This window comes from Streptomyces lateritius, assembly GCF_014649715.1.
Classification (GTDB): Bacteria; Actinomycetota; Actinomycetes; order Streptomycetales; family Streptomycetaceae; genus Streptomyces; species Streptomyces lateritius.
In genome coordinates, this window is record NZ_BMTO01000005.1 from 265,488 (window position 1) to 291,315 (window position 25,828).

The following is a 25,828-nucleotide window of genomic DNA, read 5'->3' on the forward strand; positions in this document are numbered from 1 at the left end:
CCTCCTGACCCAGCTGATCGCCCTGCGCCCGAACTGACTCGGCGGTCATTAGAGCGCCGCCGGGCGGCGGGCGGAAGGGGTCGAGCAGAAGAATCTGACTGTGTGTCAGAAAACTATTGAACTGGACCCGTCCCTCCTGCAACCTGTTCTAGGTCTGGAGACGGGAGAACACCCATGGGTGGGACCGAACACCTCACCGTGCGGCGCGAAGGCGCCACGCTCGTGCTCACACTCAACCGGCCTGAGGCCAGGAACGCCCTCTCACTGCCCATGCTGGTCGGGCTCCACGACGGCTGGCTGGAGGCCGACGCCGACGACACGATCCGCTCCGTCGTCCTGACCGGAGCGGGCGGCTCCTTCTGTGCGGGGATGGACCTCAAGGCGCTGGCCGGCAAGGGAATGGAGGGCGAGCAGTACAGGGACCGGATGACGGCCGACCCCGATCTGCACTGGAAGGCGATGCTGCGTCACCACCGTCCGCGCAAACCGGTCATCGCCGCCGTCGAGGGCTACTGCGTCGCCGGCGGCACCGAGATCCTGCAGGGCACCGACATCCGGATCGCGGGCTCGTCCGCCACCTTCGGTCTCTTCGAGGTCAAGCGCGGACTGTTCCCGATCGGCGGCTCGACCGTCCGGCTGCCGCGCCAGATCGCCCGCACCCACGCCCTCGAAATGCTGCTGACCGGACGCCCGTACAGCGCCGAGGAGGCCGCCCGGATCGGACTCGTCGGCCAGGTCGTCCCCGACGGCACCGCGCTGGAACGGGCCCTCGCCGTCGCGGAGCAGATCAACGCCTGCGGACCGCTCGCCGTGGAGGCGGTGAAGGCGTCGGTGTACGAGACCGCCGAGATGACCGAGACCGAGGGTCTGGCGGCCGAACTGAAACGCGGCTGGCCGATCTTCGCCACCTCGGACGCGAAGGAGGGCGCGCGCGCCTTCGCGGAGAAGCGCCCGCCGGTGTACCGCCGGGAGTGACCGCCCCACCCCGCCGCAGGCGCCCCGACCGCCCCCGACACCCCGAAGGAGCCCCATGAGCGCCGCCCCCGTGCCGGACACACTCCGCGCACCCCTCGTCGTCGAGTTCCCCTTCACCCGGTCCCTCGGACCCGTGCAGTCCGCGTTCCTCACCGGGTTGCGCGAGAGGACCGTCCTAGGGGTGCGGGCCGCCGACGGGCGGGTGCTCGTCCCGCCCGTCGAGTACGACCCCGAGACCGCGGCCGAACTCCGCGAGCTCGTCGAGGTCGGGGCCACCGGGACCGTCACCACCTGGGCCTGGAACCCCGAGCCCCGCGCCGGGCAGCCCTTGACCACCCCCTTCGCCTGGGTCCTGGTCCGGCTCGACGGCGCCGACACCACCCTCCTGCACGCCCTTGACGCGCCCGGCCCCGACGCCGTCCGCACCGGCATGCGCGTCAGGGTCCGCTGGGCCACCGAACGGGCCGGCGCCATCACCGACATCGCCTGCTTCGAACCGTACGAGAGCGCCGATGTCCACGGCACACGCCCCCACGACGGAGTCTTCGACGACCCCGTCGGCGGAATCGTCGCGCCCGCCCGGCTCGACTACACCTACAGCCCGGGCCGCGCCCAGACCGGCTACCTCCAGGCCCTGACCGAACGGAAGACCGTCGGCGAACGCTGCCCGTCCTGTACGAAGGTGTACGTCCCGCCCCGCGGCGCCTGCCCCACCTGCGGCGTCGCCACCACCGACCGTGTGGAGGTCGGCCCGCGAGGCACCGTCACCACCTTCTGCATCGTCAACATCAAGGCGAAGAACCTCGACATCGAGGTCCCCTACGTCTACGCCCACATCGCCCTCGACGGCGCCGGCCTCGCCCTCCACGGCCGGATCGGCGGCATCCCCTACGACCAGGTGCGCATGGGCCTGCGCGTCGAACCGGTGTGGACCGAAGGCAGCCGCTACCCCGACCACTACCGGCACTGTGGAGAGCCCGACGCCGACTACGACGCGTACAAGGAGCTGCTGTGACCCCGGATCCACGGACGCCGGACCGCGAAGTGGCGATCGTCGCCTTCGCCCAGACGGTCCACCGGCGGCGCACCGACGAGCTCTCCGAGGTCGAGATGCTGATGCCCGTCCTCCACGACGTGCTGCGGCAGACCGGCCTCAAGACCTCCGACATCGGCTTCACCTGCTCCGGATCCTCCGACTACCTCGCCGGGCGTGCCTTCTCCTTCACCATGGCCCTCGACGGCGTCGGCGCCTGGCCCCCGATCTCCGAGTCACATGTGGAGATGGACGGCGCCTGGGCGCTGTACGAGGCCTGGGTGAAACTCCTGACCGGCCAGGCCGACACCGCGCTCGTCTACGCCTACGGCAAGTCCTCGCCCGGCTCCGTACGCGATGTCCTCACCCGGCAGCTCGACCCCTACTACCTCGCCCCGCTCTGGCCCGACTCCGTCGCGCTCGCCGCGCTCCAGGCGCGGGCGCTCATCGACGCGGGACACACGGACGAGCCGGCGCTGGCCTCCGTCGCCGCCCGCAGCCGCGAGGACGCGACCGCCAACCCCCACGCCCAGCTCCCCGGTCGCCGCCCCCAGGGCGACTACGTCGTCGCGCCGCTGCGCACCGGCGACTGCCCGCCGGTCGGCGACGGCGCCGCCGCGGTGGTCCTCGCCGTCGGGGACACCGCACGCGCACTGTGCGCCCGACCCGCCTGGATCAGGGGCATGGACCACCGCATCGAGGCGCACGCCCTCGGCCTGCGCGACCTCACCGACTCGCCCTCCACCCGTCTCGCCGCCGAGCGTGCCGGAGCCTTCGACCTCCCTCATGGCCCCCAGGGCATGGGAGGCGCCCCGAACGTCGACACGGCCGAACTCCACGCGCCCTTCAGCTCACAGGAGGTCGTGCTCCGCAGAGCCCTCGACCTCGACGACGGGGTAAGGGTCAACCCGTCCGGCGGAGCGCTCGCCGCCAACCCGATGATGGCCGCGGGCCTCATCCGGCTCGGCGAGGCCGCCGCCCGCATCCACCGCGGCGCCTCCGACCGGGCCCTCGCCCACGCGACCTCCGGCCCCTGTCTGCAGCAGAACCTGGTCGCCGTCCTGGAAGGGGACTCCCGTGCCCGATGAGCCCGTCGCCGTCGTCGGGATCGGCCAGACCAAGCACGTCGCCGCCCGCCGGGACGTTTCGATCGCCGGCCTCGTCCGCGAGGCCGCGCAGCGCGCCCTGGAGGACGCCGAACTGACCTGGACGGACGTCGACGCCGTCGTCATCGGCAAGGCCCCCGACTTCTTCGAGGGCGTCATGATGCCGGAGCTCTATCTCGCCGACGCCCTCGGCGCCGTCGGCAAGCCGATGCTCCGGGTCCACACCGCGGGCTCCGTCGGCGGCTCCACGGCCCTGGTCGCGGCGAACCTCGTCTCCGCCCGGGTCCACCGCACGGTCCTCACGCTCGCCTTCGAGAAGCAATCCGAATCCAACGCCATGTGGGGCCTCTCCCTGCCCGTACCGTTCCAGCAGCCGCTGCTCGCCGGAGCGGGGGGCTTCTTCGCCCCGCACGTACGGGCCTACATGCGCCGCACCGGCGCCCCCGACACGGTCGGCTCCCTCGTCGCGTACAAGGACCGCCGCAACGCGCTGAAGAACCCCTACGCCCACCTCCACGAGCACGACATCACTCTGGAGAAGGTCCAGGCCTCACCGATGCTCTGGGACCCGATCCGCTACTCCGAGACCTGCCCGTCCTCCGACGGGGCCTGCGCGATGGTCCTCACCGACCGCGCGGGAGCGGGGCGCTCGCCCCGGCCGCCCGCCTGGGTGCACGGCGGCGCGATGCGCAGCGAGCCGACGCTCTTCGCCGGCAAGGACTTCGTCTCCCCGCAGGCCGGCAAGGACTGCGCCGCCGACGTCTACCGGCAGGCGGGCATCACCGATCCGCGCCGGGAGATCGACGCGGTCGAGATGTACGTCCCGTTCTCCTGGTACGAGCCGATGTGGCTGGAGAACCTGGGCTTCGCCGAGGAGGGCGAGGGCTGGAAGCTCACCGAGGCCGGGGTGACGGAACTCGACGGCGACCTGCCGGTGAACCCTTCGGGAGGCGTGCTCTCCACCAACCCCATCGGCGCCTCCGGGATGATCCGCTTCGCCGAGGCCGCGCTCCAGGTGCGCGGGCAGGCGGGCGAACACCAGGTGGACGGCGCGCGAAGAGCGCTCGGACACGCGTACGGAGGGGGCGCGCAGTTCTTCGCCATGTGGCTCGTCGGCGACCGGCCGCCCGGCGCATGAGGTCTGTCGGCACGGGGTGCCGCTCGCTAACCTGAGCCCCGGACGACGACGATGCGGGAAGCGGATTGCGGGAGGAGCACGGACGTGGCGGACAGCACCACCACCACCCAGCACGCCTTCGCGGGCTGGGACAAGCCGGAACTCGACCTCAGCGAGGCGGACTGGCGGTCGAGCAGCCAGGGAGCGGGAGACGTCCAGATCGCCTTCGTCGAGGGCTTCATCGCGATGCGCAACGGAGGGCGACCGGAGGCGCCGTCCCTGATCTTCAGCCCGGCGGAGTGGCGGGCGTTCGTGGTCAACGCGCGCGAGGGCGAGTTCGACCTGACGTGACCTGATCCGCCTGACCCGATCCGACGCCGTGGGCCTGACCGCGGCCGTCGCCCGCGAACCGAGCACGGTCCGTAAGGGGCGTGCGGGCGGCAGGCCCCGGCGCGGGACGCTTCCGGGGAGTGACCGGGGCAGCTCGCAGGGTGGCCGGCGCAGAGCCTCGGCGGACTTGCGCCGGCGGCTCGCGCGGTCGGCGCGACAGGCCCTCCCTGGAGGCGCCCCGGCGCGTCGCGGGGCGGGCCCGGGCACGTACCATGGCCGTATGTCCTTCCTCCGCCGCCGCAGCGCCGCCACACCCGCGGGCCCGGACTTCGACGTCCTGGCCATGGACCCGGGGGACTGGCCCGGCAACCTCGGCGCCGGCCTGCTGCCCGCCCCCGACGGAAGCTGTCAGGGCGTCTTCCTGCGCTACGACCTGTTCGGCGGCCGCGGCCCCGCGATGATCATCGGCAACCTGCCCGAGGGTTCCCCCGCGCGGGAGCTCGCCGACGGGCAGATCCCCTTCGAGGTGGCCCAGCTCCTCGCCGCCCTGGAGAACGATGAGCCGGTCGAGGTCCTCGACACCGAGGACATGCCGGTCATGCAGGGCGACAACCTGCTGATCGTGCGCCGCCTCAAGCTCTCCGAGAGCCGGATCTCCTGCGTGCAGTTCGACCGCAGCGACAACGTCCTCGTCACGATCGCCAGTTGGGACCGGCCGATCACCGACGACCTCTACGCGCTTCTCAAGCCGCTGCCCGCCGAGCTCTTCCAGCAGGGCTGACGGGAGGCGGGGGCCGATGAGCGCACGCGTCGACAGCTGGATCTGGGCGGTCCGCCTCACCAAGACCCGTTCCCAGGCCGCCGCGGCCTGCCGGGCCGGTCACGTCAAGGTGAACGGTGACCGCGCCAAGCCCGCCCAGCCCGTGAAGCCGGGTGACGAGGTGCGGCTCTTCCACGGCGGCCGGGAACGGATCGTCGAGGTGAAGGAGCTCCTCACCAAGCGGGTCGGTCCTCCCGTCGCCGCCGAGGCCTACGTCGACAACAGCCCGCCGCCGCCCCCGCGCGAGCACGTGGCCCTGGCCGGCGTCCGCGAACGCGGGGCCGGCCGCCCGACCAAGCGCGAGCGCCGCGAACTGGATCAACTGCGCGGCATGCGCCCCTCCTGAGGGAGCGGCGGCCCCGGGGGCACCGGAACAACCCGGCGCCCCCGTCGACCCCGGTTATCGGCCGAGCAGCGAGGCCACCCGCGCCGCCGACGTCCCGAGCCCCGTCGGCCCCCGCCGCAGCAGTGCCGTCCCGCTGCCCGAGTGCACGTCCTGGGCCGCGTAACGGCGCACGCTGCGATGCCAGTTGTAGATGCCGGCCAGCCAGTCCTCCAGCTCCCGTACGTACGCCTCCATCTCCGCCCGCCCGCGCGCGTCGAGTCCGAAGTCCTCGTACAGCACGGGTAGTTCGTGCTCCTTGGCGTGCAGGAACTCGTCGAGCCGCCCGCGCATGAGGTTGTCGATCATCCCCACGGCGGTCGGATAGTCGATGTCGAAGAACTTCTGCACGACCAGGACGCCGTTGTGGACCTCTCCCTCGACCTCGATCTCCTTCTGGTACGAGAACAGGTCGTTGAGGAGGCAGGCGTAGTTCGACGCCGATTTCTCCAGGCGGATGACGGTCCCCGACCGGAAGATCGCCTGCGGCAGTCCGGCCGCGTGCCGGAGCCGGCAGAGCAGCATCGTCAGGTCCGAGCCGAACGTCCTGTGCCGCATCTCCAGGTAGTCCACCGGATCCGGAACCCGGTGCTGGGCCTGGTTGTGCAGCTCCCACATCCAGCTGTCGAGCATCCGGACCAGTGACTCACGCAGCTGCGCCCGCGCGTCCGCACCCATCGGCGCGACCGTACGCGCCCACAGATCGGCCAGCGAACGCTCCAACGGCGAGACGGCGATCGCCGCCCCGGCGGCCGGATCGTCCACGGACATGCAGGTCTTGAGCCGCTCGGTGCACCCCTTCGCGCCGAGCAGATCGCGTGACCGGCCGAAGATCGCCGGGTAGTAGTCGTCCCCGTACGTCCCCCACGTCAGCCACTCCGCGCTGAGCTCCAGCTCCTCCGACGTGGCGTCCGGATCCAGGCCCGCCGAGCAGAGCGCCAGGTCGAACCCCTCCAGCATCGGGCGGTCCCAGACGTCCTCGAGCAGACCCATCCGCTCCGCCCAGTCCACGGACAGCCGCTTCGCCTCCTCGTGGTGCGGGCTCAGTGTCAGCGGGAAGGGCAGGTCGAAGTCGGGCAGGATCGAGGCGCCGACCTGTTGATGGGGGACGTGGGTGAGGGTCCGAAGTCGTGCGGCGGCGGGGCGGCCGAACAGTGTCCTGATGTCCAGGGCGGAGGTGCCGAGAACGCCCGCGAACCGCGAAGGGCCGGTGTCCAGACCGTCGTTCATGTACCGGCTGGAGCGCATGTGCCACTCGTGGCCGCCGGACTGCCAGTCCTGGAGCCCCTTCGCGTAGGCGGCGATCGCCGCGCACTCGTCCGGAGTCAGCCCCTTCTCCAGGCAGAGGCCCGGCACCTCGGTGAGTGCCGTGTTCTCGAACTGCTGCAGCCGCGAGGTCAGGAGGTCGTTGACCGCGTCGGCCGCCTCCTGGGTCGTACAGCCGAGGAACCGCTCCAGGACGAGGACGCCGTTGCTGTTCTCGCCCTCGTCCTCCACCTCACGCTGGTAGGAGAAGAGGTCGTTGCGCAGATGGACCGCGTCCGAGAAGGCGTCCCGCAGGACACACAGCGGCCGGGAGTCCGCCACCTGCTCGGGGACCTCGGCGCCCGCCGCGTATTCGACGAGCCCGGCGGACCAGGGCGCGCCGCCCACCTTGCGGCGCATCTCGATGTACTCGACCGGGTTGGCGATCCGCCCCGCGTTGATGTTGTCGAGCTCCCAGAGCGACTCGTACAGCAGGTGCTCGGTGGCCTCGGCGAACCGTTTGCGCCAGGCCGATGACATGGACGGCACCGTGCGGGTCCACAGGTCCGCGAGGCCGGCCTCTACCGGGTTGGTCGGCTCGGGCATCGCCGTCGCCGCGTCCATCGGCATGAAGAGCGGCAGCCGGTCCAGATAGGTCTTGCCGCCCGCCCGGTCCTGGGTGCGCTTGAAGACCTCGAGGAAGTGGTCGTCGAAGAAGAAGACCCAGGTGTACCAGTCGGTGACCAGCGACAGGGCCTCGGCGTCGCAGTCCGGATGTGTGTAGGAGCACAGCAGGGCGTAGTCGTGGGACTCGAGGTCGTGTTCCTCCCAGACGCCGGAGCCCTCCAGCATCCCCATCGACCGCGCCCATTCCCGGGTGTGTGTCCGGGCGGTCTCCACATGGGGGTTGAGCCGCGCCGGATACGGAACGTAGAAATCCGGCAGTACGAAGGGCTGTGCCATGCGTGCGGGGCCTTTCGGTGAGCATGAGCGGGGGCGGTGTCCGGCCGAGCCCTACCCCTCGCCCGTACGGCCCACGCCGCGCCCGAATTAGTCGTACGAACGCAGAGGGGTGTCACCGGTGGAAATCTCCGGCGACACCCCTCAGGCGCTGCCCGTCACTCGGCTCAGGCGCGAGAAACCCGCACGTCAGCCGCCTTCACGAAGGCGATCCGGTGACCGAACTGGATCTGGTGGTACTCCTCCTGGCCCCGGACCACCGTGTGCCCCGTGGTGTCGAACACCGGCGCGAAGTAGTACTCGCCCGGGGTGCGGTCACCCACCACGTACCGCTGTCCGGCGAGCAGCCTGTACGGCAGGGGCGACACCGCCTGCACCGGCACCCCGGCCGGATACGCCGAGGCCTCCGGATAGGCGCGCCCGTACACCGGGATCTGCGCCGCGCCGTCCTTCGGCGTGAGGACCAGGCCCCGCGCGTTCACCGCCGTCGGTCGCGCCTTCGGGTTGTGGAACCAGGCCTTCTGGCCGAGATACCAGATCGCCGTCCAGTCGCCCCGGCGCTCCGCCACCGCGTACTGCTGCCCCGTCGACGCCCGCGCCCCGGTGTCGTTGACCCCGGTCGTCGAGTCCTGCCCGCCCGGCCGAAGACCGATGTCCTTCACCAGCGGCGCCTCGGCGCTCGGCTCGCTGTGCAGCCGTACGGCGCCGCTGCCGTGCGGGGCGCACGCCTCACCCGCCTTCGCGCAGCCCGTGTAGACCGGCCGGTGCGTGTCGTAGTCCGGGCGGATCGTCACCACTCCCGCGTCCGGGCCCGCGCTCGGCGTGAAGGGACGGCCGAGCAACTGGAAGTAGTGCGCCCAGTCCCAGTACGGGCCCGGGTCGGTGTGCATCCCGCGGATCGTCGACGTGACCGTGCCCGGCACGTTGTCATGGCCGAGGACGTGCTGCCGGTCCAGCGGGATGTCGTAACGCTGGGCGAGATACCGCACCAGACGCGCCGACGTCCGGTACATCGCCTCCGTGTACCAGGAGTCCGGCGCGGTCAGGAAGCCCTCGTGTTCCAGGCCCACCGACTTGGCGTTCACGAACCAGTTGCCCGCGTGCCAGCCGACGTCCTTGAGCGGCAGGTGCTGGGCGATGTGTCCGTCCGAGGAGCGCAGCGAGTACTGCCAGGACACGTACGTCGGGTCCTGCACCAGCTTCAGGGTGACGTCCCAGGAGGCCTCGGTGTCGTGGACGATGATGTAGTCGATGTCCTGGGACTCCGGCCTGTCGCCCTTGTCGTGGTTGCCGTAGTCACCGTCGCCGAACTCCTCGTACGGCGCCGGGATCCACTCGCAGGCCACGGTCCTCGGGCACTCGGTCCGCCCCGTGTCCGCCGTCCGCAGCCCGAGCGACTCCACCTGCCCGGTCGCGGGCGCGATGTCCGCGTCGGCCGCGAGGGTGACCACCTGCCCGCTGTCCGTCGTCCGCGTCTCACCGCTGCGGATCACGTCGTACACGTCGTTCGCGAACGTCGCCGCGGTCGCCTTGTCGTCGGCGCCCGAATAGCGCGCCACCGCTCCGTACCAGTCGGCCGGGTCGGCGCTGAGCGGCCGGCCCGACTCGCGCTGGGCGGCGGCCAGCAGCGCCGCCCCGCCCTCGATGTTCGCGGCGGTACTCGTCCGCAGCTCCTCCGCCGGAATCCCGGACAGCTCCACCGCCCGGTCCAGCGTCTTCAGGCGCGCCGGCAGCTCGGCCGCCGTCGGCGGCGCGATCTCCGGCTCCGCGCCGATCCTCGGGGCACGGGACTCGTCGCCCCGGGCGTCCTCCTCTCCGTGCGAGTGGTGCGGGGCCTCGGCGAGGGCGGTCACCGCGTCCGTCAGATGCATCGGGCCGTAGCCCCCGGTCACGCTCGGTGCCCCGCCGTGCGCGTCCCACCGCGACTGGAGGTACGACACCGCGAGGAGCACACTCTGCGGCACCCCACGGCGTGCGGCCGCGGTCGCGAACTGCTCCTGTAACGCCTCCGGTTCGACCGGCCCGGCGGTGGCGGACGGGGCGGCGACGAGGAGCGGGAACAGCAAGGCGGCGGACGCCACGGCGCCCACCGCTCGGGGGGCCCGTCTGGGCGACGTGGAACGGTGCAAGGCAGCCTCCGGGAACGGGGGGTGGCGAGGGGGCGTGCGGGGCCGGACCCGTACAGGGGTATCGGCTCCCGGACGATCCGTCAATCACTTGTCCCTCGGCGGAATTCCCCATGTCAGAGGCCGTATCGCGGAGTTTCGCGGCGGCGGCGCGCGGGCCTGCGACGCGTCAGTGGAGTGGACCAATGCCGTGGCAGTGCGGCGGCTCCGGAGACGACGATGCCCCGCGCTCCCGATGTGTCGGCACCGGGCGCGCGGAGCATTCCCCCGCGTCTTCGACCGACGCGCGCCTTCAGCGCGTGCCGACCGCGGCGCGCACGGCCCGCCGTGCCATGGCGCAGTCGTCGTGCAGCCGCCGCAGCAGCCGCCGCTGTTCCTCGCCGGGCGAGACCGCACCGGAGGGGACGGGGACCGAACCGGCGGGCGGCGCCTCCTTGATGGTGCGCTGCACCGCCGTCTCGTACGTACGGATCTCCCGGGTCAGCACGATCATCAGGTTCACCAGGAAGGCGTCCCGGGACGCCGGACCCGCCTGCTGGGCGAGCTGACTGATCTGGCGCCGGGCGAGCGGCGCGTCACCGAGTACCGCCCACATCGTCGCCAGGTCGTAGCCGGGCAGGTACCAGCCGGCGTGCTCCCAGTCGACCAGGACCGGGCCGGTGGGCGACAGCAGGATGTTGGAGAGCAGGGCGTCGCCGTGACAGAACTGGCCCATGCCCTGACGTCCACCGGCGTGCGCCAGGCCGTGCAGCAGCTTCTGCAGGTCGTCCCGGTCACGGTCGGTGAACAGACCCAGTTCGTGGTAGCGCGAGATCCGCGACGCGTAGTCGAGCGGGGCGTCGAAGGTCCCGGCCGGCGGGCGCCAGGTCCCCAGCCGGACGATCGCGCCGAGCGCGGCCCGCAGGTCCGCCCGCGCCGGGGCCTCCACGGGGTGGCGCGTCAGCGCCGCGGCCCGCCCGGGCATCCGCTCGATCACCAGCGTGCAGTTCTCCGGGTCCGCGGCGATGAGCCGCGGCGCCCGCACCGGCGGACGGTGGCGGACGAAGGAGCGATAGGCGGCTATTTCGTGCTGGAACCGCTCGACCCACGCGGGGGAGTGGTCCAGTAAACACTTGGCGACCGCCGTGGTCCGTCCGGTGGTGCCGACGATCAGGACGGAACGGCCGCTGCGCCGCAGCACCTGGACCGGGTTGAACTCCGGGCAGATCCGGTGGACGGAGGCGATCGCCATCCTCATCTGCGCGCCCTGCGGGCCCGACAGGTCGATCCTGCCGCTGGGCGGCTGAGCGGTGCCGCCCGCCCAGCGCCTGCCCAGGCCCGCGGTGGGGGAGGCAGGGGCGAGGTACGGTCCGCTGCCGACCGGGACGGAACGGTGCTGGGGCCGGGGCGGGGCAGACACGGAGGACGATGCTGTGTACATGGAGGAGACAGATCCCTTCGTGTGCCGACGAGTTACGTGCGTCGCCCCGCCCGACCTCCGGTCCGCACCCTGGGGAATGAGGGCCGGTTGCCGGGGCGGGGTGGCGCGTTCCTACCTGACACCCGGGCGCGGGTGGCGGAACATCGGGCGCACCCTGGCGAACCCTGGCGAATAGTCGCCAGCCCTATGACAGGGGGTTACTGTCAACTCAGCCGAGAACCTGGGGGCTTAGACGTGACCGGACAAACCAACACCCGCCTGGCAGACCTCTTCGGCCTGGCCGGCTGGTCCAAGGGAGAGCTCGCGAGGCTCGTCAACCGGCAGGCGGCGGCCATGGGCCACCCCCAGCTGGCGACGGACACCTCACGGGTTCGGCGGTGGATCGACCTGGGGGAGATCCCCCGCGACCCCGTCCCGCGGGTGCTGGCAGCACTGTTCACCGAGCGACTCGGCCGTGTCGTGACCATCGAGGACCTCGGGTTCGTACGACGCGGGCGCGCCGGAAGACGGCAGAACGTCAGGAACAACGACAACCCTGACGGGCTGCCCTGGGCGCCCGAGCGTACGGCGGCGGTCCTCACCGAATTCACGGGAATGGACCTCATGCTCAACCGACGCGGCCTGGTGGGCGCGGGCGCCGTGCTCGCCGCCGGCTCCGCCCTCAGCAGCGCCATGCACGACTGGCTGCACACCGACCCCGCACGCACCGCGCACGCTCCCCGCGCGCACGATCCCCTCCACGCCGATCCCGTCGGGTTCGACCGCTACGAGGCCGCCCCCATCGGGTCGGAGGAGATCGAGGCGCTGGAGCGTTCCGTGGAGGTGTTCCGCGCCTGGGACGCGTCCCGAGGCGGCGGCCTCCAGCGCAAGGCGGTCGTGGGCCAGCTCAACGAGGTGGGCGGCATGCTCGCCTACCACCACCCCGACCACCTCCAGCGTCGCCTCTGGGGAGTGGCCGCCAACCTCGCCGTCCTGGCCGGCTGGATGTCCCACGACGTCGGCCTCGAACCCACCGCCCAGAAGTACTTCGTCATCGCCGCCCACGCGGCCCGGGAGGGCGGCGACCGGCCGCGCGCCGGCGAGGCCCTGTCCCGCGCCGCCCGTCAGATGGTCCATCTCGGCCGGCCCGACGACGCCCTCGACCTGATGACGCTCGCCAAGTCCGGCGCGGGGGAGCGGGTACTGCCCCGGACCCAGGCCATGTTCCACACCATCGAGGCCTGGGCTCAGGCGTCGATGGGCCGGGGCCGGGCGATGCGCCGCACGCTCGGCGAGGCCGAGGACCTCTTCGTCTCCGACCGGGGGGAGGAGAAGCCCGACTGGATGCAGAACTTCGACGAGGCCGACCTGCACGGCATGCAGGCTCTCGCCTACCGCACCCTGGCCGAACACGATCCGGCGGCGGCGATCCCCGCGCAGCGCCACGCCAAGCTCGCCCTCGAGCTGCGCAGTGGTGGCCACGACCGCTCGAAGCTCTTCGACCACATCTCGCTCGCCTCGGCCTGCTTCATCGCCGACGACCCCGAGCAGGCCGACCGGTACGCCCGGCTCGCGCTGGTCTCCATGGGGGACACGTCCTCGCACCGCACCTGGGACCGGCTGCGGGAGATGTACCGGCTGACCGGGCAGTACGCCGGCTACACCAAGATCGAGGACCTGCGCGAGGAGATCGCGCTCGCACTGCCCAAGCCCGCCGCCAAGCGCCCCCCGACCGGCGAGATCTGACGCCGCGGGCCGACGGGATCCGAGACCCAGGGATCTCACGAGACCCGGGAACCCGCGGGCCGACGCGATTTCAGGCCGTGCGGCCGACGAGTCCCAGGCCGTGAGCCGGTGGGATTCCACACCGAGGGTGCCCGGCCACAACCGGGGCGCCCCTTCACATGCCCGACGCCTACGGATTCCTACGGACCGACCCGGACCACCATCACGCAGGCGTCGTCCTCGCCCGGCGTCTCGCCGAACTCCTCGACCACCGCCCGTACGCAGTCCTGCGCGTCCCGCGCCCCGGCCAGCCGTGGTGCCAACGAGAGGAGACGTCGCGTACCCGAATCGTCCATGCCCCCGCGCCGGGTCAGCCCGTCCGTGTGGAGCATCAGCAGATCCCCGGGGAGCAGCCGTACCTCGGCCTCCTCGTACGCGGCCCGGGGCGTCGCTCCCAGGAGCACACCGTCCGGCCGCGCCAGGGCGCTCCCCGTCCCGTCGCGGAAGAGCAACGGGGCGGGGTGTCCCGCCTGAGCCCAGGAGAGTGTCTGGCTCGCCGGGTCGTAGCGGCAGCACATCGCGCTGCCCAGGGCCGGCTGCCCGGAGGTCTCGAGGAGCTGGTTGAGATGGCCCATCAGGGAACCGGGGCGGATGCCGGCCACGGCCATACCGCGCAGCGCGCCGAGCAGCATGGCCATGGAGGAGGTGGCGGACACACCGTGCCCGGTGAGGTCGCCCACCGTCAGAAGCGCGTCCCCGTCGGGGAGCGCGAGGGCGTCGTACCAGTCGCCGCCGATCAGGCCGGTCGACGCGGCCGGCAGGTAGTGACCCGCCACGTCGAGCGACGCACCGGGACCGCCGTGGGCGAAGCGCAGCGAACCGCGCCAGGGAGGAAGGACGGCTTCCTGGAGCTCGACGGCGACCCGGCGCTCGGTGCGCTCCCTGTGCCGACGGCGCTGGAGAGAGTCGCGGGACTCGCGGACCGCGCGCTCGCTGCGTCGCAGCTCACTGACGTCCCGTAAGACGGCCCACATGGATGCCGTGCAGCCGTCGGCGTCGAGGACCGGCTCGCCCATCATGTGGAGGGTGCGGACCCGGCCGTCGGCACGGACGATGCGGAACTCACCGTCGATCGGCTTTCCGTCGATCAGACAGTCCGTCACCATCGCCTGCAACAGGGGCTGGTCCTCGGCGAAGACCACCGACGGGAGCTCGTCCAACGACATCGGGCCGCTCGCCGGGGTCCGTCCGAAGATCTGATGCAGTTCCTCGGACCAGCTGACCTCGTCGGTGAGGAGATTCCACTCGGCGCTGCCGACGCGGCTGAGCAGTGATCCGGTGCCCGGGGACGCGTCCGGAGCGCCGTAGGCGGCGCCGGGGCCGATGGCGGCATCGGCCGCGCTCTCGGGTTCCGGGCCGGGCGTGGCCGGCGCCTCGTCCGGCACACCGGCCTTGAGCTGTCCCAAATGGGCTCCGAGGTCGTCCAGTTGGTGGACGGCGAGATCGCACAGGGCGCGCTGCCAGCGCTTGCGGGGGTCGTCCTCGTCCATGACGGCGTCCCGTCGCACGGCGTCCACCTCACCGCGCAGACGGCGGGTCTGCGAGATCAACGCGTCCACCGTGCCGGGCTCGGGCGGCTGGGCGGGACGGTCCGCGAACATATGGGACGGCATGTCGTACTCCGATACAGGCGCGCGCGGCCAGTTGCGAACGAGGAACAAGGCCCGGTCTCGACTGTCGCACAGGCGGAGACGGGTCGTAAGGACTTTGGCAACACTCGATACGGTGGTGCTTCTGACATATGCCAAAGGCCCGCCGATTATCGGCCATCGGGGTGGTAACGGATCGTGCCGGTGAGAAGGTTACGGTGCTGCTGTGGTGAACGACGAAGTGGACACGGTGGGTACTGCGGTGCTGCTGGCAGCGGCCCCGGCGGGACGGGGACGGGCGGTGGACGCGACGTCCGTCCTGCCCGCGCTGGCGGCGGTGCCGCCGGGCGCGCTGACCGGCACACCGGTGGCGACGGTGGTCGAACTGGCCGACCCGCTGGACCCGCAGACCGTCCTGACCCGGCTTCGGGCCGCGGCGGCGACGCCGGGGCCGCTGGCGGTCTACCTCGCGGGCCAGCTCCAGCTGGACCGCCGCCAGCGCCTGCCGCACCTCGCGCTGGCCCGCAGCACGCCCACGACGCTGCGGTACACCGGACTGCCCTGGCACTGGCTCGCGGCCGAACTGGCGGTGCGGCGCCCGGGGACGACGACGGTCGTGGCGGACCTCGTGGCGGACGCGGAGGCCTGGGAATGGCTGGCCTCGGCTCCAGGGCTCGTGTCCCTGGGCCCCGGCGCGCTCCTGTACGGCCGCGTCGCCCCGGCCGCCCGGCGTGGCGAGCCCGCGAGCCCGGAGTACCTCCGCGCCTTCGCCTCGATCTGGCGCACGGGCGCCCGGCCCCCGACGGCCCTCCTCCACGCCGAGGCGGCGGCTCGGGCCGGCGTCGACGGCGTGTTGCTCCTCTCCCCGGACGACGGCTCCGTCGGTCGGACGCCGTCTGCCTGGGCCCCGACGACCGTCGCGGGGATCGCGCCGCTCCAGACCGGTTCGGGATCGGGCGAGCCGGCGGCAGCGGCGGCGGCCGGACCCGCTGTGGCGTGGGGGGCCGACGCGCCGAACTCCGCGGCGCCCGGGCTCCCTTCGGGCTTCCCCGCGCCCACCGGGACCGCCGAGCTCGCCGCGCCCACCGGGACCGCCGCGCCTCCGGCGCCTGCCGTTCCCCGGCCCGCCGAAAGCGCTCCCGCCCCCGGCCCCGCTCCTGTCCGGGTGCCGGTGACGGCGTCGGAGCCGCTACGGGGTGAGGACGGCACGGGCGCCGTGGTGGCCGTGTCCGGTCCTGCTCCCGCCGCCGACGGCGGGTCGGGCGGGCCGTCAGGGGTCGTGGTGAGCCCGCCTTCCGCGGGCGCGGAGCGCACGGCCGGTCAGGGCGCGTCCCCGGTGCCCCTCTCCGAACCCGGGTACGACCCCCACCCCGCCATCCTCGCCGCCGCGCGGGACGGGCGGCACGCCGAGGCCGTGGCCGTGGCCGTCGCGTGGGAGCAGGAGGCGCTGCGGAGGTACGGGGCGCGATCGCAGGAGGCCGTGCACTGGATGGAGGTCCGGGCCGATCTCGCGCGCCTCGCCGGGGAGCCCGCGAGGAGCTGCGAGTTGTGGCTCACCGCCGCCCAGGCCCGCCTCGGGCTGAGCCAGGAGCCGGGCGACCCGGACGTCGAGGGCGCCGTGGACCGGGCGCACCACCAGTGGGAGCAGATCAAGGACCCCGTCCGCGCCCGTGAACTCGGCCCCGCCCTGGTCGAACTCCGACAGCGGGTGCCGGGCCGCCGGGCCGGAGCGCTGGCCGCACTCCGGCGCCGGATGCCCTGACACCCGTACCCCGGCAGGCGTCAGCGGCGCGGCGGTACGACCCGGATGCCGAAGCCGTACGAGCCGATCGCCTCCGCGATGCCGACGAAGAGCAGGGCGTAGTGCTCCTGGCCACGCGACGTCACGATGCCGCCGAGGTCGAGGATCGACTCCTCGGGCCAGCCCAGGTCGGTGAGGAGCGTGCGCACCGACCGCTTGGCGTCGGCGTGGTCGCCCGACAGGAAGACGGTGCTCGGGCCCTCCAGGGAACCGGGGTCGACCGTCAGTTCCCTGGCGAGCGTGCAGAGCGTCTTGACCACGGGGGTGTCCGGGAACGCCTGCTGGATCTCCTCGCCCAGGCTCACCACCGGATGCGTGAGCGTGATGTCCTCCTGGAAGCCGACCGCCACGTCCAGCAGGACCTTGGCCGCGAGCGCCGGGGCGCCGATCGAGGTGAGCAGTGCGAGGGAGGCGCCGCCCGGTGTCGCGTTGACCAGCACCTCGGCGTCGGCCGCGGCCGACGCCGAGCTCTCCAGCCGTACGCCGGTGGCGAGGAGTTCCCTCAACTCCGCTCGTCGTTCCGGGTCGTCGGGCCGACGCGACCCGAGGACGATGTCGTGGCCCGCGCGGGCCGAGCCCGCGGCCAGGGCGCGTGCCACATTCATTTCCCCGCGTTGTCGGGATCACCCGAGTACGCCCCCAGTACGAGGGCGACCCTCCGCCTTGCGATCGCACGCACCGGACGCCGCGGACCCTGCCCTGCGGGCAGACGGCGCTACTTTCCGGACACGACCTAGACCGGAGGGCCGGTCATGGTCGGGCGGAGGTCTCGCCCGGCCGCTCGGCGGTCGGCCGGGGCGTGCTGAGATGATCGGGACATGGCTCCTTCCTCCGCCCCGGAAGCGGGGCACCGCGCCGTCGTGACGGTCATCACCGAGCGGCTGCTGCTGCGGCCGGTGCGGACCGGTGACGTACCGGCGGTCACCCGGCTGTGGACCGACCCCGAGGTCCGGCTCCATCTGGGCGGACCCGTCGCCGAGCAGGTCGTACGGATCCGGCAGCGACGGATCGTGGGCGCGCCCGGTGTACACGCCGTCGTGCGGGCGTCCGACGGCGTGCTGCTCGGCCTGGTGACGGTGGAGGCTGAGGCGCGGGAGGGCGAGGCGGAGGTGTCGTACCAGTTCCTGCGCGAACACTGGGGGCGGGGCTACGCCCGCGAGGCCGTCGCCGCCGCCGTGGAGCGGGCACTCGAGAGCGTCCCGAGCGTCGTCGCGGTGACCCAGGAGGCGAACGTCCGCTCGCGACGGCTTCTGGAGGCCCTGGGCATGGCTCATGCCGAGTCCTTCGTGGAGTTCGACGCCCACCAGGTCCTGTACCGCAAGCGCGTCTGACCCTCCCCCTTCGCGTGATGTCAGCGGATCTTCTCGCCGGCCGCCAGCTTCTCCATCGTCCGCCGCAGCCGCTCCGCCCGGTTCTTCGGCGTGCGGGCCTGCCACAGCCGCAGGATCACCAGGTATTGGTCGGTCTTCCCGAGTCCCTCGTAGAAGGTCCGCGCCCGCTCGTCGGCCGCCAGTGCCGCCGCGAAGTCGTCCGGGACGGTCGCCTCGGCCTGGGACGGGTACGCCGCCGCCCACCGCCCGTCCGCCTGCGCCGCCCGCACCTCGGCGAGCCCCGGCTCGCGCATCCGTCCGGCGGCCGTCAGCGCCTCGACCTTCCGGACGTTCACCCGTGACCAGAGACCGCGCGGGCGCCGCGGTGTGTACTTCTGCAGGAAGTACTCCGCGTCCAGGGCGCGGCGCTGCCCGTCGATCCAGCCGAAGCAGAGCATGCAGTCCAGGATCTCCGGGATGGTCAACGACGTGGCGCCCGAGCCCTTCCTGGCGACCTTCAGCCAGACCCCGGGGGTGTCGGCATGGTGTGCCTCCAGCCAGGACTCCAGCTCGGCGACGTCCCTCACCGTCATGACCTCGAGCCCCTCGTACGACTCCATGTGACCGCCCTCCGTGCCCGTCCGATGCCGTCGACACCGCTTTGACGGACACGATATGGAGGCGGTCCAGACCTGACATACCATCAGAAGCGGGCGTGCGTCGTGATGTCCGACTCGAACTGGGTGATCATCTCCGGGGTCACCGTCGGACGGCACTGGGTGATGGCCTCCAGGTAGTCCGCCGTGGTCGCCCCGGGAAGTCGCTCGTCGGCCCCGCTCCGGCCACCGACCGAGACCAGGTCGCGCTCGAACGAGTTCTGGGCGGCGATCCGGGCCGCGTGCTCGATGTCGGCGGGGGTGAACAGCTCGCTCGCCACGACCAGTTCGTCGATGTCCACGTCGGCGCGCCCGTCCGTGTAGCGCGCCCAGATCGCCGCGCGGGCCGCCTTGTCCGGCGTACCGATCGGGATGAGGTAGTCGAAGCGGCCGGGGCGGAGGAAGGCCGGGTCGAGGGAGCGGATCGAGTTCGTGGCGCAGACCAGGAGCCGTTCGTCACGCTCACGGAAGCCCGGTATCAGCTTGAGCAGTTCGTTGGTGACGCCGTGCATGCCGCCGGGCTGCGCGGGCTCGGATCGGACCGGCGCGATCTCCTCGACCTCGTCGATGAAGACGAGGACCCGCTCCAGCTCCGCGATCCGGGCGAAAGCGGAGCGCAGTGCCGCAGCCAGGTTGCCCTCGTCCGCCAGCCGGGAGGGCAGGATCTCCACGAACGGCCAGCCGAGCCGTGAGGCGATCCCGCGGGCGAACGTCGTCTTGCCGGTGCCGGGAGGGCCGAACAGGCCCACGGCGCGCGGCGGCCTGACCCCGTGGCGCGCGGCGCGCTCCGGTTCCGCGAGCGGCAGCACGACCCGCCGCTCGATGAGGTCCTTCTCCCGCTCCATGCCGGCGACCTTGGCCCACAGGTCGCCTGGCAGCAGCCGGCCCCCGAGGTCTTCCAGGAGGTTGGCGGCCGGCCCGTGCAGCGGCTCCACCTTCTCGAAGTACGCGACGGCGGGCTGGCGGGTGTACCCGGCGTTCAACAGCCCCTCGCCGAGCAGGTCCTCCTCGGGCAGGACGTACGCGATCCGCCCCACCCGCGCCGCGACGAGCCGGCGCTCCAGTTCGACCAGGAGAGCGCTGGCAAGGCCACGGCCGCGCCAGGCCGAGGCGATGGCGATACGCATCACCCAGGCCCGCTCCCCGGCCACGCAGGCGAGCGCCGCTCCGATGGGCACGCCCTGGTGGACGGCGACGACTGCGGGCTGGCGCGAGGTGAGGGCGCCGATGCATTCGGCGAGGGAGAAGACGGACTCCTGCCCGAGCTCGGCCGTGGTGTCGATCAGGTGGACCACCGCGGCGAGATCGCTCTCGCGGTAGTCATGGATGAGCCAGTTCACCGGTACCGCCCCTCGTTCGTGCTGATGCGGCGAGGCTAGGGGTGGCGGCCGAGGCCGGTCGTGCGCCACCGTGCACAAGGCGCGGGGAGTGAATGCTACGAACCGTCACTGGCCAGGGGAGAGAGAGTCCGGGAATGGGCGAAGCCCCCGGAAGAGATCTTCCGGGGGCTTCGGGTGTCACCGCGCCCCGTAGGCGGGCGCTCCGTCACGCGGACGTTCAGTACGCGGGCGCGAGCTTCGGGTTCGGGCCGTGGGCGTTCTCGCTCTGGTTGCCCTCGGTCGCGTAGAACACGATGAGGATGATCGCGCCGACGAGCGGGATCAGACCGATGAGGATCCACCAGCCCGAGCGGCCGGTGTCGTGCAGACGGCGGACGGAGACCGCGAGGGTCGGAATCAGCACGGCCAGCGAGTAGATGAGGCTGAGCAGCTGCATGCCGAGCACACCGTCGATCACGGAGAGCACGATGCTGATGATCACGCTGAAGAGCGTGAACATCCAGAATTCCTTGCGACGCGCACGGCCGCCGAATACCGCGTACTTCTTCAGAACGTCGAGGTACCAGTTCACTTTGTCCCCCCAAGGACTGGGATGTGTGGTGGGAGCCTGTCCCTGTGGAGCAAGGCTTACGCAGAACTTATGTGGCCGAAACCGCGCGGGTCAATTCGTTATCTGGGGACAGCCGTTGAGGCCCGGTGTGTCTGGTTTTGCGTGGGGGTACAGGGAACGGCGTCGCCATCTGATGCAGAGGTGGCGACGCCGTCCGGAGGGGATAAGGACTTACTCATCTCGTTCTCTTGCTCATCAGCAGGCCGCCCGCGACGACCGCGAAGAGGCACACGCAGGCGCCGGTGATGACGTTGCTGAGGATCGGGCCGGCGCCGGCGTCCGCGGTGGGGACCAGCCAGGCGGAGACGATCAGCCAGGCGCCGAGGAGGAGGACGACGAAGTTCAGGTCCCGGGAGCGCTCGGGTGCCATCGACATGCACAGGCCGAGGACCGCGAGGGCGATGCCGGTCACCAGGTTGCTGAGTGCGAGTTCTGGTCTGGCGGCCGAGAAGTGGACCACCCATCCGGAGATCGCGGCGTAGACACCGGCGAGGATCACGAGCTCCTCCACCGCCGCCGCTCCTCGGGTCTGGAGCACCCGGGAGTAGCGGTCCCGCATTTCCGGTGCGTCAGGGTGCCCTCTGATATCACCAGGGCGGTGAGAGACGTCAGACATACGACTCGCCTCCTTACTGGCGTCATGCACGTCTGAGCGCGCTTTGCGGCATCGTGCCGCTGTTTCATTGTGCGCTTATCTGGCCTTTATGTGTAGATCTGTCCGATAAGGGATCCGTACAGAAAGCGGGTGAGGGATATACGGAGATCCGCCAAAGAGAGGGATCGTTCCATGAGTGTTCACCGAATGATCAGGATCGTGTTCTCGCGATCACTCGTCAGCCCGGCATGACCCTTGTGTAGGGACGGGTGATGAGCTCCATGTTGTGGCCGTCGGGGTCGGCGAAGTAGGCGCCCCGGCCGCCGAAGAGGCGATTGACGCGGCCGGGGTCGGTGTGATGAGGGTCCGCGTAGTACGTGACCCCCAGGACCTCCAGCCGGGCGATCATCGTGTCGAACTCCTCCTCGGGGACGAGGAACGCGTAGTGCTGCGGCACGAACGTGAGATCGGGGTCCTCGTAGAAGTCGAGGGTGACCCGGTTGCCGGTGTCCACCGGGATGAAGGGCCCGAAGGGGGCGCCGACCTCCAGGCCGAGGATCGTCGCCAGGAACTCGGCGGAGAGGTGCTTGTCGCGGGCGTGGACGGCGGTGTGATTGAGCTCGACGGCCATGGGGCTGTCCTTTCGAGGGCGTGCGCGGTCGTCTTGAGAGATCGCTCTGGTGTGCGAATACCTCGGGCGCGCGGAGTGGTCACGCGCGGAAGACGAAGGGGGCGGGCCTCGCGCCCGCCCGGCGGCGGTCACGCCAAGGCCGGGTGCCTTGCTCCATCACGGCCCATGGCCGACCCGGCAGTCATACGAGAACGCTAGCCCGTGATCACCCGCAGACGCAAAGGAGATCGGCGCCCCAGGCAACGGCGCGCCGGGAGACGGTCGTTCGGCGTAGCCTGGAAGTGGACTCGGGGACCCGTACGCCCACCGCCGGGAGGCGGACGAACATGACCGGAATCGCACGCAAGAACTTCGACTCCGCGGACGAGACACGCCCCTTCGAGGACGGCAAGGGCAGGCTGGACCTGGTGAACTCGGACCGCGGCCCGGTCGGCCGGGCCGTGTTCGAGCCGGGCTGGCAGTGGTCCAAGCACGTCAAGCCGATCGCGGGGACGGACAGCTGCCAAGCCGACCACGTCGGTTACGTCGTCAGCGGACGGATGAAGATCGTCATGGACGACGGCGCGTCGGAAGAGGTGGGACCTGGCGACTTCTTCACCGTGACTCCCGGACATGACGCCTGGGTCCTCGGAGACGAGCCCTGCGTGGCCCTGGACTGGAACGGCTTCGGCGGTTACGCCGTGCCCAAGGGGAGCTGACGCCGGCGCGAGCCCCACAAACGCCATGACCGTCGACGCCGGCGCTGACACGATGGCCGCATGAACGAGGATCACCGCATTCAGCCGCCCCGCACCGCCGACGAGCGCACCACCCTCACCGCCATGCTCCAGTTCCAGCGCGACACGCTGGCGATGAAATGCGCGGGGCTCACCCCCGAGGAGCTCAAGGAGCGGGCGGTGGCACCCTCGGGGCTCTCACTCGTCGGACTGGTGCGGCACGCGGCCGAGGTCGAGCGTGGCTGGTTCCGCAATGTGATCAACGGCGAGAAGAGCCGCAGTCCGTGGACCCCGCCCGGCTCGGCCGACTGGGCCGACTTCGATGTCGACGACCTCGACCCGACCGGGGTGGAGGAGGCCTTCACGATCTGGCGCGAGGAGTGCGCACGGGCCCGCGCCGTCGTCGACGCGGCGGACTCCCTCGACGTCCGCGGACACATCGGCGAGGAGACGTACTCCCTGCGTTACGTCCTCGCCCACATGATCGAGGAGTACGCCCGGCACAACGGCCACGCGGACCTGCTGCGTGAACGTCTCGACGGCCGCACCGGCGAGTAGCGCGGGTGCGGCCGGGGAGGGCCTCACCGCCCCGGAAATCCCCTGCTCACCAGGGCCATTGCCCTGTTATCGTCGCCCGCATGCCCGAACTGATCGCCCCCACGGCACGCCTGCACTCCTCCTGGCTCGAAGCAGACGCGGAGGCGCGTCCCGGAGCCCGTCTGGACAGTGCCGGAGTGCGCCTGGCGGCAGGTGAGGGCTTCGCCGATCCCGAGCTCTTCGCCGCCTGGGTGAGACGGCTGCGGGAACAGTCCGACCCCACCAGGCCGCTGGCGGAGGGCTGGGTCCACGCCACCCACTGGTGGATCGTCGAGGACGGCGCGTACGTCGGCGCCATCGACCTGCGGCACGAACTCAACGACTTCCTCCTGCGCGCCGGTGGCCACGTCGGCTACAGCATCCGGCCGTCCGCCCGCCGTCGCGGCCTCGCGACCTGGGCGCTGGGCGCGGTGCTCCCCGAGGCCCGCGCACTCGGCCTGGAACGACTCCTGGTGACGTGCGACGACGACAACATCGCCTCCGCGCGCACGATCGAACGCAACGGCGGGGTCCTGGAGGACGTCCGCTCGACGGAGATCGGCCTCAAGCGGCGCTACTGGATCGAGCTGTGAGCGCCCTGAGCGGCGGTGAGCCGGACGGTGCGGCGGGCACCGCGGCGGCCGGTGGTGACGCGGCCGAGATCGCGGCGGCTGTCGAGGGGGAGCTGCGGCTCATGGACCCCGCGGTCCGCGGCTCGCGCGCCCTGGCCGGTGCGCTCCTCGACCCCGAATTCGTCGAGGTCAGCGCGTCCGGCCGCCGGTGGACGTACGAGGAGATGCTCGCCGCGCTCCCCGGGATGGCGGGCGGCGCGGAACACGGCCCGCGGTACGAACCTTCCGACGTGACCGGCGCCGTTCTGGCGCCCGGCCTGGTCCATCTGACCTACGAGACCGTGATCGAGGGCCTGCGCGCCCACCGCAGCTCGCTGTGGCGCCGCCGGCCCGGGTACTCGGCGTTGCGCCTGTACTACCACCAGGCGACTCCCGTGCCGGGGGAGCGCGATCAGCCGTAGCGGTGCGCGCCGGGGTCCCGGCAGCAGCCGGCGGCGAAAGCGTTGACAGGCGCGAATTACACGTGTCACCTTCTCTCGCGGCAACGACGTCGCCCCCCCGTCAGGAGCAGCCCCTTGAACACGACCACGGTCGCCACCACCCGCGGCCCCGTCCGCGGCGAGCGGCGGGGCGACGGCAGCGTCCGCTTCCTCGGCATCCCTTACGCGCAGCCGCCCGTGGGGCACCTCCGCTTCGCCGCGCCCGTCCCGCCCGAGCCCTGGTCCGAACCGCTCGACGCCACCGAGTACGGTCCGACCGCGCAGCGCCGTCCCTTCGCCGAGGTCACCACCATCCCCGAGCCCTCCGTTCCGGGCGCCGGCGTGCTCAACCTCAATGTCTTCACGCCCGCCACCGACGCCGTGGCGGGCCTCCCTGTCCTGGTGTGGATCCACGGCGGCGGTTACGTCGCCGGTTCGGCGGCCAGCCCCTGGTACGACGGGTCCTCCTTCAACCGGGACGGCGTCGTGCTGGTCTCCCTCGGCTACCGGCTCGGCGTCGAGGGCTTCCTGCACCTGGAGGACGCCCCCGACAACAGGGGCGTTCGCGACTGGATCGCCGCCCTGGAGTGGGTCCGCGACAACATCTCCCGCTTCGGAGGCGACCCGGCGAAGGTCACGGTCGCCGGGCAGTCGGCGGGCGGCGGCGCCGTCCAGACGCTGCTCGCCGTGCCCGCAGCCCAGGGTCTGTTCCGCGGCGCGCTCTCCGTCTCCGGTGCGGTCATGCGCCCCGACGGCCCCGAGGTCGGCAGGGCCGTCGCCCGCCTGTTCACCGCCCGTACCGGCGTCCCCGCCACCGTCGCCGCGCTGCGCGACCTCGGTGACGACGAACTGCTCGGCCTCCAGGACAGGATGAGCACCCCGGGCCCGGACCGCGAGGGGCTGCCCCCGCTGCTCTCCCTGGCGCCCTTCGCGGACGGCGAGCTGATCCCGGAGCCGGTGCTCGACGCGCTGACGGACGGTGACGCGGGCGCGGACGTCCCGCTGATGCTGGGCTTCACCGCCCACGAGTTCAACGGATTCCCCGCCCCCACCCCGGGACAGCCGCCGCTTCCGGTCCTGCTCGGCGCCCTCGGCCTCGGCGTCGACCGGATCCACGCCTTCACCGCTGCGTACGCGGCGGAGGGCCCGGACCGGCTGTTCGGGCAGGCGCTGACCGACGCCACCTTTCGAGTACCGTCCCTGGCCGTCGCCGACGCCCGAGCCGCCCGCGAACGATCCACATGGCTCTACCAGTTCGCCTGGGAGTCGCCCGTCACCACGATGGCCTCCCACTGTCTCGACCTGCCCTACGCCTTCGACCTCCTGGACGCCGAGGGCGTCGCGGCGGTGGTCGGCGACGCGCCGCCTCGGGGCCTCGCCGACGCGATGCACCGGGCCTGGGTCGCCTTCGTACGGGACCAGGACCCGGGCGAGGCGTGGCCGCGCTACACGGCCGCCGAGCGCTCCACGATGGTCTGGGACACGGTGCCGCGCGTCGAACGGGACCCGTTGCGGCGGATCCGCGAGCTCTGGTCGGCCTGAGCCGGGAGCCTGCCGCGCCCGGCGCGCGGCAGGGCACACGCCGGAGGCCTTCGTGACGGCGTCCGCGCGCCGTCACGAAGGCCTCTGCCGGATGCCGCTCAGGCGGCCGCCGCCGTGTCGCGTGCGCTCAGCG

General features: G+C 72.0%; 25 protein-coding genes. 15 read left to right on the top strand and 10 right to left on the bottom strand.

Features of this window, described 5'->3' with window-relative positions; all coding sequences use genetic code 11:
- Positions 1-174 precede the first annotated feature (174 nt).
- The 7 genes from IE136_RS12255 (at position 175) to IE136_RS12285 (ending at position 5,727) form a co-directional block, all read left to right on the top strand.
- Positions 175-975: a crotonase/enoyl-CoA hydratase family protein gene (locus IE136_RS12255; RefSeq protein WP_158984287.1), complete on the top strand. Its 801-nt coding sequence runs from the start codon at positions 175-177 to the stop codon at positions 973-975.
- A 55-nt stretch (positions 976-1,030) separates the two neighbouring features.
- Complete coding sequence (locus IE136_RS12260; protein WP_189600327.1) at positions 1,031-1,990, top strand: Zn-ribbon domain-containing OB-fold protein; 960 nt, start codon at positions 1,031-1,033, stop codon at positions 1,988-1,990.
- Positions 1,987-3,096 (top strand): thiolase family protein, encoded by a 1,110-nt coding sequence (locus IE136_RS12265; protein ID WP_189600328.1) that lies wholly within the window; start codon positions 1,987-1,989, stop codon positions 3,094-3,096. Before IE136_RS12260 ends, IE136_RS12265 begins: the two co-directional genes overlap by 4 nt.
- Positions 3,086-4,252 carry a thiolase family protein gene (locus IE136_RS12270; protein ID WP_189600329.1) on the top strand — a complete coding sequence of 389 codons (1,167 nt, stop codon included), beginning with the start codon at positions 3,086-3,088 and terminating at the stop codon, positions 4,250-4,252. The genes IE136_RS12265 and IE136_RS12270 overlap by 11 nt, the downstream gene beginning before the upstream one ends.
- Before the next feature lie 84 nt (positions 4,253-4,336).
- Positions 4,337-4,582 carry a DUF397 domain-containing protein gene (locus tag IE136_RS12275; RefSeq protein ID WP_229818795.1) on the top strand — a complete coding sequence of 82 codons (246 nt, stop codon included), beginning with the start codon at positions 4,337-4,339 and terminating at the stop codon, positions 4,580-4,582.
- A gap of 259 nt (positions 4,583-4,841) precedes the next feature.
- Positions 4,842-5,342, top strand: a complete 501-nt coding sequence (locus IE136_RS12280; RefSeq protein ID WP_030688984.1) for a hypothetical protein — start codon at positions 4,842-4,844, stop codon at positions 5,340-5,342.
- Between the two features lie 16 nt (positions 5,343-5,358).
- A complete protein-coding gene (locus IE136_RS12285; RefSeq protein WP_158984277.1) occupies positions 5,359-5,727 on the top strand; it encodes an RNA-binding S4 domain-containing protein in 369 nt (122 codons plus the stop codon).
- 54 nt (positions 5,728-5,781) lie between these two features.
- On the opposite strand, the gene IE136_RS12290 is transcribed toward IE136_RS12285, so the two are convergent.
- The 3 genes from IE136_RS12290 to IE136_RS12300 all read right to left on the bottom strand — a co-directional run bounded on the left by IE136_RS12290 (position 5,782) and on the right by IE136_RS12300 (position 11,514).
- Positions 5,782-7,971: a terpene synthase family protein gene (locus IE136_RS12290; protein WP_158984275.1), complete on the bottom strand. Its 2,190-nt coding sequence runs from the start codon at positions 7,969-7,971 to the stop codon at positions 5,782-5,784.
- 164 nt (positions 7,972-8,135) lie between these two features.
- Positions 8,136-10,058, bottom strand: a complete 1,923-nt coding sequence (locus tag IE136_RS12295; protein ID WP_189600415.1) for an N-acetylmuramoyl-L-alanine amidase — start codon at positions 10,056-10,058, stop codon at positions 8,136-8,138.
- A 328-nt stretch (positions 10,059-10,386) separates the two neighbouring features.
- Positions 10,387-11,514 (bottom strand): aminoglycoside phosphotransferase family protein, encoded by a 1,128-nt coding sequence (locus IE136_RS12300; protein WP_158984273.1) that lies wholly within the window; start codon positions 11,512-11,514, stop codon positions 10,387-10,389.
- A 234-nt stretch (positions 11,515-11,748) separates the two neighbouring features.
- On the opposite strand from IE136_RS12300, the gene IE136_RS12305 reads away from it, so the two are divergent.
- Positions 11,749-13,239 carry a DNA-binding protein NsdB gene (locus IE136_RS12305; protein ID WP_158984271.1) on the top strand — a complete coding sequence of 497 codons (1,491 nt, stop codon included), beginning with the start codon at positions 11,749-11,751 and terminating at the stop codon, positions 13,237-13,239.
- 179 nt (positions 13,240-13,418) lie between these two features.
- On the opposite strand, the gene IE136_RS12310 is transcribed toward IE136_RS12305, so the two are convergent.
- The gene (locus IE136_RS12310; RefSeq protein WP_158984269.1) at positions 13,419-14,891 is read right to left on the bottom strand and encodes a PP2C family protein-serine/threonine phosphatase; all 1,473 of its coding nucleotides are present in this window, start codon (positions 14,889-14,891) and stop codon (positions 13,419-13,421) included.
- 202 nt (positions 14,892-15,093) lie between these two features.
- Between IE136_RS12310 and IE136_RS12315 the strand changes: the two genes are divergently transcribed.
- On the top strand, positions 15,094-16,629 hold the full coding sequence (locus IE136_RS12315) for a hypothetical protein (protein WP_229818796.1): 1,536 nt from the start codon (positions 15,094-15,096) through the stop codon (positions 16,627-16,629).
- Between the two features lie 20 nt (positions 16,630-16,649).
- On the opposite strand, the gene IE136_RS12320 is transcribed toward IE136_RS12315, so the two are convergent.
- Complete coding sequence (locus IE136_RS12320) at positions 16,650-17,273, bottom strand: NADPH-dependent F420 reductase (protein ID WP_158984267.1); 624 nt, start codon at positions 17,271-17,273, stop codon at positions 16,650-16,652.
- Between the two features lie 213 nt (positions 17,274-17,486).
- Here IE136_RS12320 and IE136_RS12325 point away from each other — a divergent pair, with 213 nt between their 5' ends.
- Positions 17,487-17,999: a GNAT family N-acetyltransferase gene (locus IE136_RS12325; RefSeq protein ID WP_158984265.1), complete on the top strand. Its 513-nt coding sequence runs from the start codon at positions 17,487-17,489 to the stop codon at positions 17,997-17,999.
- Between the two features lie 20 nt (positions 18,000-18,019).
- Here the strand turns inward: IE136_RS12325 and IE136_RS12330 are convergent, their stop codons facing one another.
- From IE136_RS12330 to IE136_RS12350, 5 genes are all read right to left on the bottom strand, one after another.
- On the bottom strand, positions 18,020-18,598 hold the full coding sequence (locus IE136_RS12330) for a YdeI/OmpD-associated family protein (protein ID WP_229818797.1): 579 nt from the start codon (positions 18,596-18,598) through the stop codon (positions 18,020-18,022).
- Positions 18,599-18,681: 83 nt separating this feature from the next.
- Positions 18,682-19,974 carry an ATP-binding protein gene (locus tag IE136_RS12335; RefSeq protein ID WP_158984263.1) on the bottom strand — a complete coding sequence of 431 codons (1,293 nt, stop codon included), beginning with the start codon at positions 19,972-19,974 and terminating at the stop codon, positions 18,682-18,684.
- Between the two features lie 217 nt (positions 19,975-20,191).
- Positions 20,192-20,545 carry a DUF805 domain-containing protein gene (locus tag IE136_RS12340; protein WP_158984261.1) on the bottom strand — a complete coding sequence of 118 codons (354 nt, stop codon included), beginning with the start codon at positions 20,543-20,545 and terminating at the stop codon, positions 20,192-20,194.
- Between the two features lie 214 nt (positions 20,546-20,759).
- Positions 20,760-21,143, bottom strand: coding sequence for an SPW repeat protein (locus IE136_RS12345; RefSeq protein WP_229818798.1), 384 nt, complete (start codon positions 21,141-21,143; stop codon positions 20,760-20,762).
- A gap of 274 nt (positions 21,144-21,417) precedes the next feature.
- Positions 21,418-21,810, bottom strand: coding sequence for a VOC family protein (locus IE136_RS12350; RefSeq protein ID WP_158984257.1), 393 nt, complete (start codon positions 21,808-21,810; stop codon positions 21,418-21,420).
- 326 nt (positions 21,811-22,136) lie between these two features.
- Between IE136_RS12350 and IE136_RS12355 the strand changes: the two genes are divergently transcribed.
- The 5 genes from IE136_RS12355 to IE136_RS12375 all read left to right on the top strand — a co-directional run bounded on the left by IE136_RS12355 (position 22,137) and on the right by IE136_RS12375 (position 25,695).
- Positions 22,137-22,508: a cupin domain-containing protein gene (locus IE136_RS12355; protein ID WP_158984255.1), complete on the top strand. Its 372-nt coding sequence runs from the start codon at positions 22,137-22,139 to the stop codon at positions 22,506-22,508.
- 60 nt (positions 22,509-22,568) lie between these two features.
- The gene (locus tag IE136_RS12360) at positions 22,569-23,084 is read left to right on the top strand and encodes a DinB family protein (RefSeq protein WP_158984253.1); all 516 of its coding nucleotides are present in this window, start codon (positions 22,569-22,571) and stop codon (positions 23,082-23,084) included.
- A gap of 80 nt (positions 23,085-23,164) precedes the next feature.
- Positions 23,165-23,695: a GNAT family N-acetyltransferase gene (locus IE136_RS12365; protein WP_189600330.1), complete on the top strand. Its 531-nt coding sequence runs from the start codon at positions 23,165-23,167 to the stop codon at positions 23,693-23,695.
- Between the two features lie 101 nt (positions 23,696-23,796).
- Positions 23,797-24,135, top strand: coding sequence for a nuclear transport factor 2 family protein (locus IE136_RS12370; RefSeq protein WP_158993903.1), 339 nt, complete (start codon positions 23,797-23,799; stop codon positions 24,133-24,135).
- A 114-nt stretch (positions 24,136-24,249) separates the two neighbouring features.
- Positions 24,250-25,695, top strand: a complete 1,446-nt coding sequence (locus tag IE136_RS12375; protein ID WP_189600331.1) for a carboxylesterase/lipase family protein — start codon at positions 24,250-24,252, stop codon at positions 25,693-25,695.
- Positions 25,696-25,828 lie beyond the last annotated feature (133 nt).

Excerpts from the sequence above, each read along its gene's own strand:
- IE136_RS12255 (WP_158984287.1), top strand. The coding sequence starts at position 175 with ATGGGTGGGACCGAACACCTCACCGTGCGGCGCGAAGGCGCCACGCTC.
- IE136_RS12260 (WP_189600327.1), top strand. The coding sequence starts at position 1,031 with ATGAGCGCCGCCCCCGTGCCGGACACACTCCGCGCACCCCTCGTCGTC.
- IE136_RS12280 (WP_030688984.1), top strand. The coding sequence starts at position 4,842 with ATGTCCTTCCTCCGCCGCCGCAGCGCCGCCACACCCGCGGGCCCGGAC.
- IE136_RS12285 (WP_158984277.1), top strand. The coding sequence starts at position 5,359 with ATGAGCGCACGCGTCGACAGCTGGATCTGGGCGGTCCGCCTCACCAAG.
- IE136_RS12290 (WP_158984275.1), bottom strand. The coding sequence starts at position 7,971 with ATGGCACAGCCCTTCGTACTGCCGGATTTCTACGTTCCGTATCCGGCG.
- IE136_RS12300 (WP_158984273.1), bottom strand. The coding sequence starts at position 11,514 with ATGTACACAGCATCGTCCTCCGTGTCTGCCCCGCCCCGGCCCCAGCAC.
- IE136_RS12310 (WP_158984269.1), bottom strand. The coding sequence starts at position 14,891 with ATGCCGTCCCATATGTTCGCGGACCGTCCCGCCCAGCCGCCCGAGCCC.
- IE136_RS12320 (WP_158984267.1), bottom strand. The coding sequence starts at position 17,273 with ATGAATGTGGCACGCGCCCTGGCCGCGGGCTCGGCCCGCGCGGGCCAC.
- IE136_RS12325 (WP_158984265.1), top strand. The coding sequence starts at position 17,487 with ATGGCTCCTTCCTCCGCCCCGGAAGCGGGGCACCGCGCCGTCGTGACG.
- IE136_RS12330 (WP_229818797.1), bottom strand. The coding sequence starts at position 18,598 with ATGGAGTCGTACGAGGGGCTCGAGGTCATGACGGTGAGGGACGTCGCC.
- IE136_RS12345 (WP_229818798.1), bottom strand. The coding sequence starts at position 21,143 with ATGCGGGACCGCTACTCCCGGGTGCTCCAGACCCGAGGAGCGGCGGCG.
- IE136_RS12350 (WP_158984257.1), bottom strand. The coding sequence starts at position 21,810 with ATGGCCGTCGAGCTCAATCACACCGCCGTCCACGCCCGCGACAAGCAC.
- IE136_RS12355 (WP_158984255.1), top strand. The coding sequence starts at position 22,137 with ATGACCGGAATCGCACGCAAGAACTTCGACTCCGCGGACGAGACACGC.
- IE136_RS12360 (WP_158984253.1), top strand. The coding sequence starts at position 22,569 with ATGAACGAGGATCACCGCATTCAGCCGCCCCGCACCGCCGACGAGCGC.
- IE136_RS12365 (WP_189600330.1), top strand. The coding sequence starts at position 23,165 with ATGCCCGAACTGATCGCCCCCACGGCACGCCTGCACTCCTCCTGGCTC.
- IE136_RS12370 (WP_158993903.1), top strand. The coding sequence starts at position 23,797 with ATGGACCCCGCGGTCCGCGGCTCGCGCGCCCTGGCCGGTGCGCTCCTC.